The organism is Pectobacterium versatile (assembly GCF_003932035.1).
Classification (GTDB): Bacteria; Pseudomonadota; Gammaproteobacteria; order Enterobacterales; family Enterobacteriaceae; genus Pectobacterium; species Pectobacterium versatile.
In genome coordinates this window covers 1,567,280-1,579,076 of sequence record NZ_CP034276.1, presented here as the reverse complement: position 1 = coordinate 1,579,076, position 11,797 = coordinate 1,567,280, and the positions used below count along the sequence as shown (strand labels likewise).

Sequence of the window (11,797 nt, the reverse complement as noted above, 5' to 3'; positions counted from 1 at the left end):
CATTCACGACTACGCGCGCAGAGCGGTCAACGGTAACCTGACGCGGTATTCTTAATAGAAATCGCAGGCGGCGGCTTCGGACTGCGCCATCCAGACCGGTTTATCGCTGGTTTTCAGCCAGACGCGGTGTAAATAGCTGTAAAAACGCGCCCGATCGCGGCGGAACAGCATCACCGGTAACGCCAGCACGCCGATGGCAACCACGGCAGCGCGACGCAGGAGAATACGGTGCAAGGGATAAGTAGTATAAAGCGACATAACGATCCTCCTCTGGGATAAGCACCCTTGTTCAGCGGCGCTTTTCATAACGATAAAATAAGAACTGTGATATTGGTTAAAATTTTACCGCCTTTTCTGAAAGTTTACTACTCATCTGACCAGTAAAAGATGAAATAATCGCCAGTTTTTTCGTCATCACGTCATTAAGTTACGGAAGCGTTAAAAATAAAATCACCATTGGTTAATTTATAGTTTTAGGTTGGATCATTTTACTCTCTCTTCTTTAATGCTCTCTTCTCACTGCCTTCAGCTTTGCTGGCGCCACAACGCCCTTACTGCCTCCACCGCCTACTTTTCATCCCATTTTTATACTTTTTTTACGCCCACAGACGGGAAATTTGCACCTTCTTTTCCTGCGTTTTCCTACTCTGACGCTGTCTATTCTGTTCTGGAGGTGTGTTGTGACGCTTAGCATCGTCTTAGGCGGCCTGCTCGTGCTGCTATTACTGGCCTATCTGGTTTATGCCTTGTTGAAGGCGGAGGAATTCTGATGGCCGCTGACGCTTTTTTACTGATCTTTGGTCTGCTGATCACGGTGCTGATCGTAGCCCAGCCGTTGGGCAGCGTACTGGCCCGTCTGATTGAGGGCGAAACGGGTACGTTCCTGCAAAAATTTGAGGCGGGTACTGCGCGTCTTTTCGCTTTGGATACGACGGAAATGCGCTGGCAACAGTATGCAGCCGCCATTCTTACGCTCAACCTGATCGGCATTCTCGTGCTGTTTGTGCTGTTAATGGCGCAGGGTGATCTGCCGCTTAACCCAGAAAATATGCCGGGGCTGTCGTGGCATTTGGCGTTGAACACGGCAATCAGCTTTGTAACCAACACCAACTGGCAGGCTTACAGCGGCGAAAACACGCTGAGCTACCTGAGTCAGATGATCGGACTAACGGTACAAAACTTCCTTTCCGCCGCCAGCGGCATTGCGGTGGCTTTCGCGTTAATCCGCGCGTTTTCCCGTCGCTGTGTCGATACGCTGGGCAATGCGTGGCTCGATCTATTGCGTATCACGCTGTACGTGTTGCTGCCACTGTCTCTGCTGTTAGCGCTGTTTTTTGTCAGTCAGGGCGTATTGCAGAACCTGCTGCCTTACCAGCATCTGACCACGCTGGACGGCGCAGCCCAAACGCTGCCGATGGGGCCAGTCGCCTCACAGGAAGCGATTAAACTGTTGGGCACCAACGGCGGCGGTTTCTTTGGCGCCAACTCAGCACACCCGTTTGAAAACCCAACCGCGCTGAGCAACATCGTGCAAATGCTGGCGATCCTGTTGATCCCTACTGCGCTGTGCTTCGCCTTTGGCAAAGCCGTCAGCGATAAGCGGCAAGGCCACGCGCTGTTGTGGGCGATGGCGCTGATCTTTATCGTCGCAGCGGCCGTGGTGATGAAAATGGAGGTCAACGGCAACCCGCATCTGCTGGCCTTAGGCGCGGACAGCGCCGCGAATCTGGAGGGCAAAGAGACGCGTTTTGGCGTCCTGACGTCCAGCCTGTATGCCGTTGTCACCACGGCCACCTCGACAGGCGCGGTGAATGCAATGCATGACTCCTTTACGGCCCTCGGCGGCATGGTTCCCATGTGGCTGATGCAAATTGGCGAAGTGGTGTTCGGCGGCGTCGGCTCTGGCCTGTACGGCATGCTGTTATTCGTGCTTCTGACCGTCTTTATTGCCGGCCTGATGATTGGTCGCTCGCCGGAATATCTGGGCAAAAAGATCGAAGTCTATGAGATGAAGATGACAGCACTGGCGATTCTGATTCCGCCCGCACTGGTGCTGCTCGGCACCGCGCTGGCGCTGAGTACAGAAGCGGGACGCAGCGGCATTCTGAACCCCGGCGCACACGGCTTTAGCGAAGTGCTCTATGCCGTGTCTTCCGCCGCAAACAATAACGGCAGTGCGTTTGCTGGCCTAAGCGTCAATACGCCGTTCTATAACGTCCTGCTCGCTGTCGCGATGCTGCTGGGCCGCTTTGCCGTCATGGTGCCCGTGTTGGCTATCGCTGGTTCGCTGGTCATGAAAAAGCGTCAGCCGGAAAGCAAAGGCTCACTGTCGACGCGCAGCCCGCTGTTTATCGGCATGCTCATCGCCATCGTTCTGCTGATTGGTGCGCTGACGTTTATCCCTGCACTGGCGTTAGGGCCAGTTGCTGAACATTTACAGTTCGGCCTGACTCACTAAGGCTGGAGACTCTTTATGACTCGTCACACGATGAATCATCAGGCAACACAGGAACCGACCTCAGCCCAACAGGGTGAGGCCTCCCGCCAGATTGGCAAACGTAAACAGCAAACGCTGTTTGACAGAACGTTAATCCGTTCGGCGCTGAAAGATGCGTTGAAGAAACTCGACCCGCGCATACAGTGGCGCAACCCGGTCATGTTTGTGGTGTACCTCGGCAGTATGCTGACCACCCTCGTCTGGCTGACTATTTTGGCAGGTAAAACGGAAGGGAATGCCGTGTTTACCGGGCTGGTGTCACTCTGGCTGTGGTTTACCGTGCTGTTCGCCAACATGGCCGAAGCACTGGCGGAGGGTCGCAGCAAAGCGCAGGCAAACGCGCTGAAAGGCGTCAAGAAAACCAGTTGGGCTAACAAGCTCTCCGCGCCGAATCACGATGCCAGTTCAGAATCGGTACCAGCAGACAGCCTGCGTAAAGGCGATATCGTGCTGGTGAGCGCGGGGGAAACCATTCCGTGCGACGGCGAGGTGCTGGAAGGCGGCGCGTCCGTCGATGAAAGCGCCATTACCGGGGAATCGGCGCCGGTGATCCGCGAGTCCGGCGGTGATTTCGCTTCCGTTACGGGTGGTACCCGCGTGCTGTCCGACTGGCTGGTGATTCAGTGCAGCGTCAACCCCGGCGAAACCTTCCTCGACCGAATGATTGCTATGGTTGAAGGTGCACAGCGTCGGAAAACGCCGAACGAAATCGCCTTAACCATTCTGCTGATCGAGCTTACGCTCATCTTCCTGCTGGTGACTGCCACGCTCTCCCCTTTCTCCTGGTTCGGCGTACAGGCGAATAACAGTGGCGATGTCGTCGGCGTGACCGTGCTTGTCGCCCTGCTCGTCTGCCTGATCCCGACCACCATCGGTGGCTTACTGTCAGCGATCGGCGTAGCGGGGATGAGCCGGATGTTGGGGGCTAACGTGATTGCCACCAGCGGCCGCGCTGTTGAAGCGGCGGGCGATATCGACGTTCTGCTGCTGGATAAAACCGGCACCATTACGCTGGGTAACCGTCAGGCTTCCGCTTTCCTGCCCGCGCCGGGCGTGACCGAACAGGCGCTGGCTGACGCAGCACGCCTCGCCTCTTTAGCCGATGAAACGCCAGAAGGCCGCAGCATCGTGGTGTTGGCAAAGCAGCGCTTTAATCTGCCGGAGCAGGACTTAACGTCGCTGGACGCCACCTTTGTTCCCTTTACCGCTCAAACGCGCATGAGTGGCGTCAATTTTGGGCAGCGTGCCATTCGTAAAGGCGCCGTCGATGCCCTGCGTCGCTACATCGAAGCAAACAATGGTGATTTCCCGCATCAGGTCGAAGAAGCGGTATCCAACGTCGCACGCAGCGGGGGCACACCGCTGGTGGTTGCAGAAGGCAAACGCGTGCTTGGCGTGGTGGAGTTGAAAGATATCGTAAAAAGCGGCATCAAGGCGCGCTTTGCCGAGCTGCGCAGCATGGGGATCAAAACCGTGATGATCACTGGCGACAACCCGCTCACGGCGGCAGCGATTGCCGCAGAAGCCGGCGTCGATGATTTTCTGGCAGAAGCGACACCAGAAACCAAGCTGGCGCTGATTCGACAGTATCAGGCCGAAGGGCGACTGGTGGCGATGACCGGCGACGGCACTAACGATGCCCCCGCGCTGGCGCAGGCCGATGTCGCGGTGGCTATGAACTCCGGCACGCAGGCAGCGAAAGAAGCAGGCAACATGGTCGATCTGGATTCCAACCCGACCAAGCTGATCGAAGTGGTGCATATCGGCAAACAGATGCTGATGACGCGCGGCTCGCTGACCACGTTCAGTATCGCCAACGACGTGGCGAAATATTTCGCCATTATCCCAGCCGCCTTTGCTGCCACTTATCCGCAACTCAATGCGCTAAACGTGATGCAACTGCATTCACCCACGTCAGCCATGCTGTCAGCGGTGATCTTCAACGCGCTGATTATCGTGTTTCTGATCCCGCTGGCGCTCAAAGGGATTAGCTATCGCCCCATGAGCGCAGCGGCACAGTTAAGTCGCAATTTGTGGATTTATGGTCTTGGCGGGCTGCTGGTGCCGTTCCTCGGTATCAAGCTCATCGATATGTTACTGACCGGGCTGAATCTGGCTTAAGGACTGACGGGTATACGCTATGCGCTATTTACGTTCTTCTTTGTTTTTATTCTTATTACTGCTGCTGTTTACCGGTCTGGCCTACCCGCTGCTGACAACGGTGTTAGCACAGTGGCTGTTCCCAACACAGGCAAACGGATCGCTGATTTACCGTGAGAATGCCGTCGTCGGTTCATCCCTGATCGGGCAATCATTCAGTCGGGCGGGCTATTTTCAGGGGCGTCCGTCGGCCACGTCAGATGCCCCGTATAACGCACTGGCGTCCGGCGGTAGCAATCTGGCCGCCAGCAATCCGGCGCTGGATAAACTGATCGGTGAACGCGCCGCTCACTGGCATCAGGCGATCGGCAACCAACAGCCAGTGCCTGCTGAACTGTTGACGGCCTCCGGCAGCGGGCTCGATCCGCAGATTTCCCCAGAGGCAGCACGTTATCAGGCACTCTACATCGCGCAGGCCAGAGGTATGTCGATCCAGCAGATACAGCAATTAATCGACCGCTTTACTGAGACCAGCAAGCCCGCGTTTATTGGGCAGCCGGCGGTCAATGTTCTGTTGCTGAATTTGGCGCTGGATAAGGAAAAGCCTCTGCCGTAATCGACAGTGCGTTACTATTAATTATTATACGGGGAGCCAGACTCCCCGCCGTCTTTGCTGCGGCCTGACCACCGTTCAGGCCGCACTAATAAGGGATAGAACATGATTGACGGTGAAGATCGTCGCCCGGATCCCGATAGCCTGCTGGCACAGGTCGGTGCGCCGCCTCGCGGCAAGCTGAAAATCTTTTTTGGCGCCTGCGCGGGCGTCGGGAAAACCTATGCCATGTTGCAGGAAGCCCAGCGGTTGCGGGCGCAGGGATTAGATATTCTTGTCGGCGTGGTCGAAACCCACGGCCGCAGCGAAACCGCCGCGCTGCTGGAGGGATTACCGCTGCTGCCGCTCAGGCATTTTCGTCATCACGGTCGCCACACGGTTGAATTCGATCTAGATGCGGCACTGGCGCGCTGTCCGGCGCTGATTCTGATCGACGAACTGGCGCACAGTAACGTCAACGGCTCTCGCCATCCCAAACGCTGGCAGGACGTGCAGGAACTGCTCGATGCCGGTATCGATGTCTTTACCACCGTGAACGTTCAGCATCTGGAAAGCCTGAACGACGTGGTCGGCGGCGTTACGGGGATTCGCGTACGGGAAACCGTGCCTGACCCGATCTTCGATCAGGCCAGCGAAGTTATTTTGGTGGACCTGCCGCCGGACGATCTGCGCCAGCGCCTGAATGAAGGCAAAGTGTATCTGCCGCTTCAGGCCGAGCGTGCCGTCGAGAATTTTTTCCGTAAAGGCAATTTGATCGCCCTGCGTGAGCTGGCGCTGCGGCGCATGGCAGATCGGGTTGACGATCAAATGCGCGCCATGCGTGCCGGAAAAGGCCGCGAGCAAGTCTGGCATACGCGCGATGCCATTCTGTTATGCATCGGCCACGGCACGGGCAATGAAAAACTGGTGCGTACGGCAGCACGGCTGGCGGCACGGTTGGGCAGCGCCTGGCACGCCGTTTACGTCGAAACGCCGCGTCTGCACCGCTTACCCGAACCGCAGCGACGCGCCATCTTGCGGGCGCTCAAGCTGGCACAGGATTTAGGGGCAGAAACTGTTACGCTGTCCGAACCCGACGAAGAGCTTGCCGTCCTGCGCTATGCGCGTGAGCACAACCTCGGCAAAATCGTTATTGGTCGCCATGTGGAGCAGCGCTTCGGCTGGTGGTGGCGCACACGTTTTGCCGAACGGCTCGGCAGGCTGGGGCCGGATCTCGATCTGGTCGTGGTGGCCGTGCAGGATGACGCACCAGCCGCACCGATTAAAACGCTGGATGCCCGCGGGCTGGTAGAAAAATGGCGTATGCAGCTGTTTGGCTGTGGGCTCGCCACGCTGCTGTGCGCCTTTATTACCCTGCTCGCCTCGTGGTCGCCGTTCGCCATGCTGGAACCGGTCAATCTGGTGATGATTTATCTGTTGGCTGTGGTGGTAGTCGCACTCTTCTTTGGCCGCTGGCCGTCGGTGTTCGCCGCCGTCATCAACGTGGCCAGTTTCGATCTCTTCTTTATTCTGCCGCGCGGCACGTTTGCCGTGTCAGACGCACAATATTTGGTCACTTTTGCCGTGATGCTCGGCGTCGGCCTGCTGGTCGGTAATCTGACCGCTGGCGTACGCTATCAGGCCAGAGTCGCCCGCTATCGCGAACAGCGCGTCCGCCATCTGTATGAGATGTCCAAGGCGCTGAACCGTAGCCTGTCCAGCACCGATATTGTCGAAGCCAGCCAGCATTTTCTCAGCACGACGTTTCAGGCCAGAATCGCCGTTCTGCTCGCCGACAGCCTGCATCATAGCTCGCCCGAACTCGCGCACCCCGCACGGGATAGTCAGCAGTTGATTGTCGATCATGCTATCGCCCGCTGGAGCTTCGATCACCGCGCACCTGCCGGAGCGGGAACGTCCACCCTACCCGGCGTGTCGTATCAGATTCTGCCGCTCGCCACCACGCAGCAAATCTTCGGCGTGCTGGCGATCGAACCCAATAACGCTCGGCAGTTGATGATTCCCGAACAGCAGCGCCTGTTGGAAACCTTTACCGTGCTGATTGCCAACGCGTTGGAGCGTCTGCATCTGGTGCAAAGTACGGAAAATGCACGGCTGGATGCCGAACGTGAGCAGTTGCGTAACTCGCTGCTTGCCGCACTCTCGCACGACCTCCGTACACCGCTGACCGTCCTTTTTGGTCAGGCCGAGATTCTGACGTTAAATCTGGCAAGCGAGGGGTCGCCTTATGCCCAACAGGCCAACCAAATTCGCCAGCATATTTTGAACACCACGCGGCTGGTGAATAATCTGCTCGATATGGCACGCATTCAGTCGGATGGTTTTAACCTGCGCAAAGAGTGGCAAACGCCAGAGGAGCTTATCGGCAGTGCCCTGCAACAGCTGGAAAGCGCACTGGCAAAAAACACCATTCAGGTTAATCTACCTGATGAGATGGTTCTGGTTTATTGTGATGCCGGGCTGGTGGAGCGCGTATTCATTAATCTGCTGGAGAATGCGCTGAAGTACGCCGGAGAGCAGGCCACGATCGCGATTTCAGCACGCGTCACCCCAGCAAGCCTTATTTCAGAGAGCACTGCCTCGCAGCCCGATGCACAAGAGAGCGCGCTGGAAATCATCGTGCAGGACAATGGCCCGGGGATTGAACACGGCCAGGAAAGCATGATTTTTGATAAATTTTCCCGTGGTCACAAAGAGTCATCGATTCCCGGCGTGGGGCTGGGGCTGGCGATCTGTCGGGCAATTGTGGAAATTCACGGTGGCCGTATCTGGGCAACGAATGCGGAAAGTGGCGGTGCCGCTTTCCATTTCACGCTACCGCTATCGGCACCGCCGGATCTCGAACCAGAAGATATTGAGGAGAACTGAACCCATTGCAGGCCACTATTCTGATCGTTGAAGATGAAAAAGAGATCCGTCGTTTCGTTCGTCAAGCGTTGGAAGGCGAAGGCTGTCGCGTGTTTGACGCCGAAACGATGCAGCGCGGCTTGCTGGAAGCGGCCACGCGCAAACCCGATCTGATTATTCTCGACTTGGGCCTGCCGGATGGCAACGGTATCGACTACATCCGCGATTTACGTCAATGGAGCAGCCTGCCCGTGATTGTGCTGTCTGCCCGTACCGACGAGCAGGATAAAATAGACGCGCTGGATGCCGGTGCCGATGACTATCTGACAAAACCGTTCGGCATCGGCGAGCTGCTGGCACGGTTGCGCGTCGCGCTGCGTCGCCACAGCAATACGCAGCAGGAAACGCCGCTGGTGAGCTTCGGTAATATTACTGTCGATTTGCTTAACCGGCAGGTCAATCGTGATGGTCAGGAACTGCACCTGACGCCCATCGAATTTCGTCTACTGGCAACACTACTCGCCAGCCCCGGTAAAGTGCTAACACAGCGCCAACTCCTGACGCAGGTCTGGGGGCCAAACGCCGTCGAGCACAGTCACTACCTGCGCATTTATATGGGGCACCTGCGCCAGAAGCTGGAAAGCGATCCAGCAAGACCGCGCCATCTCTTGACTGAAACCGCTATCGGCTACCGTTTTATGCCGTAAAATCATCTTTCTGTATCAGGCGACGTCCGTGGAGAATCCCTCCCGCTGCACGCGCTTGTCTTTTCTTCAGGAATACGTCGTCATGAGTAGTTGGTTAATTTACGCTTTGCTGTCTGCTGTATGTGCCGCGATGGTCGCGATATTTGGCAAGATTGGTTTGCAGAATTTGGACGCCAATACGGCGACTGCGATTCGTGCCGTCATCATGGCACTTTTTCTGGTGGGCGTGGTGGTCGCGCAAGGTAAGCTGGCGCTGGTCGGTGAGGTTATTGCTAACAAGAAAGCGCTGTTGTTCATTGTACTCAGTGGTGTCGCGGGTGCGCTGTCGTGGCTATTTTATTTTGTCGCATTGAAGAACGGTAACGTCGCACAGGTCGCGCCGATCGATAAACTCAGCGTGGTCTTCGCCGTCGTGCTCGCGGTCATACTGCTGGGAGAAAAAATTTCGCTGATGGCAGGAGCTGGCGTTGCGCTGATTTCTGTGGGAGCGTTGCTGGTTGCCTTGGGATAACGGCGTTCTGCGGAAGTTGCTGACAAACGTCGCTGAGCGGTGGTAACGGATAGATCGTAAAGACGCTGTAAACACCTCCCTGTGCGCTCGGATTGCGCCATCCCTGGCGCAAACGCTTTACTCTTCTATTCCGTTACCACCGTTTTGGTTCTGTAAATCGGTTGATTAATAGTCTTAGGCGCTGCCAAACCGCGCCTTTCCACTTATTTAGCCGTTGCGAGAACCGCGCTAACAATCTCTACCGCTTCTTTCTCGATACGCTCGCGGTGTTCCACCCCGAGGAAACTTTCACAGTAGATCTTGTAGGCTTCTTCCGTACCAGAAGGACGCGCGGCAAACCAGCCGTTCTCCGTCATCACTTTCAGGCCACCAATCGATGCCCCGTTCCCCGGCGCGGCGGTCAGGCGTGCGGTAATCGGATCGCCCGCCAGCGTGCTGGCCGAGACCTGCTCAGGAGATAACTTAGACAGCGCAGCTTTTTGTGCATGTGTCGCAGAAGCCTGAATACGGTTGTAGCTCGGTGCGCCAAAGCGCTGCGCCAGCTCATCATAGTGCTGCTGCGGGTTTTTACCCGTCACGGCCGTAATTTCCGCCGCCAGCAGACACAGAATGATGCCGTCTTTGTCCGTCGACCACGGCGTGCCATCGAAACGCAGGAAAGACGCCCCCGCACTTTCTTCCCCACCGAAGCCAAAGCTGCCGTCATACAGACCGTCAACGAACCATTTGAAGCCAACCGGTACTTCTACCAGCTTACGGCCCAAATCAGCGACCACACGGTCGATCATTGCGCTGGATACCAGCGTTTTGCCGACGGCAACAGACTGCCCCCACTGTGGACGATGCTGGAACAGGTAGTTGATTGCCACTGCCAGATAGTGGTTCGGGTTCATCAGCCCTGTCGGGGTAACAATACCGTGGCGGTCATAGTCAGGATCGTTAGCAAACGCCAGATCGAATTTGTCACGCAGCGCCAGCAGCCCAGCCATCGCGAATTCTGACGAGCAGTCCATACGGATTACACCGTCGTGATCCAGCGACATAAAGCGGAATGTCTGATCGACAGCATCGTTAACCAGCGTCAAATCCAGCTTGTAGTGCTCTGCGATACGCTGCCAGTAGGCAATGCCGGAACCACCCAGCGGGTCGACGCCCAGCTTCAGACCCGCGCGTTGAATCGCCGCCATGTCCACCACGCTAGCCAGCCCTTCTACATACGCCTGAACCAAATCCTGTTCATGGATGTGTCCGCTTTTCAACGCCTGATCCAGCGTAATACGTTTCACGTCACGCAGTTCATCCGCCAGCAGCGCATTCGCGCGCGTCTCAATGACGCTAGTGAGGTTGGTATCTGCCGGGCCACCGTTCGGCGGATTATATTTAATGCCACCATCTTCCGGCGGGTTGTGGGACGGCGTAATTACAATGCCGTCCGCCAGCGCACCGCCCTGACGATTGTGAACCAGAATCGCGTTAGACACCGCAGGCGTTGGGGTAAAGCCATTATCCAACTGAACGATCACATCCACGCCGTTGGCAGCCAGCACTTCCAGCACGGAGATAAACGCCGGCTCGGAGAGTGCGTGAGTATCTTTACCGACATAGCACGGGCCGCTGATGCCTTGCTTTTTACGCTCTTCAGCAATCGCCTGCGCAATTGCCAGAATGTGCGGTTCATTAAAGCTATGGCGCCCCGCGCTACCGCGATGGCCAGACGTACCGAATTTCACCGCGTGCGCTGTGTTGCCGACTTCCGGGCGCAGCACATAATATTGTGACGTTAACTGTGCCACATTAATCAAATCGCTCTGCTGGGCAGGCTGTCCGGCCCTTGGGTGATTAGCCATTGGGGCTTCTCCCTAACGCTGTAGTTAGATAAGTAGTTAATAAATAATTAGATGGTTCCGCACACTTTTTCTGTCAGTTCCGCTGGGAACTGCATCGTCAGCATGATGTGCTCAACCATGCTGCGTTTACGACCGGTATTCGTGTTGGTAATCACCCAGTATGGCGTGCCCGGAATATGTTTGGGCTTGGTGTGTGTGCCATGCTGAAGCAACGTTTGCTGGTCGCCCGCGAAATAGACTCGGGTGCGGCCATGAAGGGATTCTGTCGCGACAGCAAATTCCTGCGGCGATAAGGTATACAGCGTGGACAGAACCAGCATAAAGCGATTGATGGCTTTATTCTGTTCAGCGTATTCATCCGACAGCAGCAGCTCACGCAAGGTTCGTACCCGATCGCGCGGGCTCGGCGCAGCGGCAGGTTGAGACATCGCCGTTGCCGTCGCCTCTACCGCAGGCGTTGCGACAGGCTGCCCAGCGGTAAATTTCAGCATGCGCCGTAAAATATCTGATGCGCTCTCACCAATATGCTGTGTGTGGCTGGCAATATAACGATAAAGCTCTTCGTCGACTTCAATAGTTTTCATCTTTATCCAGTGCTGTTTTTACCCATTATCATGCAAATTACAGAGACGTTCCCCTTCTGTAACCCGACATCTATGGGTAGATGACTCAAAT

Annotated in this window: 10 protein-coding genes; 7 read left to right on the top strand and 3 right to left on the bottom strand. The window is 56.3% G+C overall.

Going from position 1 to position 11,797, the window contains the following annotated elements:
• Nucleotides 1-51: 51 nt before the first annotated feature.
• Nucleotides 52-258, bottom strand: a complete 207-nt coding sequence (locus EIP93_RS07100; protein ID WP_010299142.1) for a YbfA family protein — start codon at nt 256-258, stop codon at nt 52-54.
• A 422-nt stretch (nt 259-680) separates the two neighbouring features.
• Here EIP93_RS07100 and kdpF point away from each other — a divergent pair, with 422 nt between their 5' ends.
• The 7 genes from kdpF to EIP93_RS07065 all read left to right on the top strand — a co-directional run bounded on the left by kdpF (nt 681) and on the right by EIP93_RS07065 (nt 9,275).
• Nucleotides 681-770, top strand: coding sequence for a K(+)-transporting ATPase subunit F (gene kdpF / locus EIP93_RS07095; RefSeq protein WP_039290783.1), 90 nt, complete (start codon nt 681-683; stop codon nt 768-770).
• Nucleotides 770-2,458: a potassium-transporting ATPase subunit KdpA gene (gene kdpA, locus EIP93_RS07090; RefSeq protein WP_125232476.1), complete on the top strand. Its 1,689-nt coding sequence runs from the start codon at nt 770-772 to the stop codon at nt 2,456-2,458. The genes kdpF and kdpA overlap by 1 nt, the downstream gene beginning before the upstream one ends.
• A gap of 15 nt (nt 2,459-2,473) precedes the next feature.
• Complete coding sequence (gene kdpB / locus EIP93_RS07085; protein WP_241229567.1) at nt 2,474-4,618, top strand: potassium-transporting ATPase subunit KdpB; 2,145 nt, start codon at nt 2,474-2,476, stop codon at nt 4,616-4,618.
• 19 nt (nt 4,619-4,637) lie between these two features.
• Nucleotides 4,638-5,213: a potassium-transporting ATPase subunit KdpC gene (gene kdpC / locus EIP93_RS07080; protein ID WP_103970687.1), complete on the top strand. Its 576-nt coding sequence runs from the start codon at nt 4,638-4,640 to the stop codon at nt 5,211-5,213.
• A 102-nt stretch (nt 5,214-5,315) separates the two neighbouring features.
• On the top strand, nt 5,316-8,078 hold the full coding sequence (gene kdpD / locus EIP93_RS07075; RefSeq protein ID WP_125232475.1) for a two-component system sensor histidine kinase KdpD: 2,763 nt from the start codon (nt 5,316-5,318) through the stop codon (nt 8,076-8,078).
• A 5-nt stretch (nt 8,079-8,083) separates the two neighbouring features.
• Nucleotides 8,084-8,764, top strand: coding sequence for a two-component system response regulator KdpE (kdpE, locus tag EIP93_RS07070; RefSeq protein WP_010309408.1), 681 nt, complete (start codon nt 8,084-8,086; stop codon nt 8,762-8,764).
• A gap of 82 nt (nt 8,765-8,846) precedes the next feature.
• Nucleotides 8,847-9,275, top strand: a complete 429-nt coding sequence (locus EIP93_RS07065) for an EamA family transporter (protein ID WP_039535892.1) — start codon at nt 8,847-8,849, stop codon at nt 9,273-9,275.
• Between the two features lie 203 nt (nt 9,276-9,478).
• On the opposite strand, the gene pgm is transcribed toward EIP93_RS07065, so the two are convergent.
• A complete protein-coding gene (gene pgm, locus EIP93_RS07060) occupies nt 9,479-11,122 on the bottom strand; it encodes a phosphoglucomutase (alpha-D-glucose-1,6-bisphosphate-dependent) (RefSeq protein WP_107332549.1) in 1,644 nt (547 codons plus the stop codon).
• Nucleotides 11,123-11,169: 47 nt separating this feature from the next.
• Nucleotides 11,170-11,706, bottom strand: a complete 537-nt coding sequence (gene seqA, locus EIP93_RS07055) for a replication initiation negative regulator SeqA (RefSeq protein WP_103860220.1) — start codon at nt 11,704-11,706, stop codon at nt 11,170-11,172.
• Between the last annotated feature and the right edge of the window lie 91 nt (nt 11,707-11,797).

Excerpts from the sequence above, each read along its gene's own strand:
- kdpC (WP_103970687.1), top strand. The coding sequence starts at position 4,638 with ATGCGCTATTTACGTTCTTCTTTGTTTTTATTCTTATTACTGCTGCTG.
- kdpD (WP_125232475.1), top strand. The coding sequence starts at position 5,316 with ATGATTGACGGTGAAGATCGTCGCCCGGATCCCGATAGCCTGCTGGCA.
- pgm (WP_107332549.1), bottom strand. The coding sequence starts at position 11,122 with ATGGCTAATCACCCAAGGGCCGGACAGCCTGCCCAGCAGAGCGATTTG.
- kdpA (WP_125232476.1), top strand. The coding sequence starts at position 770 with ATGGCCGCTGACGCTTTTTTACTGATCTTTGGTCTGCTGATCACGGTG.
- seqA (WP_103860220.1), bottom strand. The coding sequence starts at position 11,706 with ATGAAAACTATTGAAGTCGACGAAGAGCTTTATCGTTATATTGCCAGC.
- EIP93_RS07100 (WP_010299142.1), bottom strand. The coding sequence starts at position 258 with ATGTCGCTTTATACTACTTATCCCTTGCACCGTATTCTCCTGCGTCGC.
- EIP93_RS07065 (WP_039535892.1), top strand. The coding sequence starts at position 8,847 with ATGAGTAGTTGGTTAATTTACGCTTTGCTGTCTGCTGTATGTGCCGCG.
- kdpB (WP_241229567.1), top strand. The coding sequence starts at position 2,474 with ATGACTCGTCACACGATGAATCATCAGGCAACACAGGAACCGACCTCA.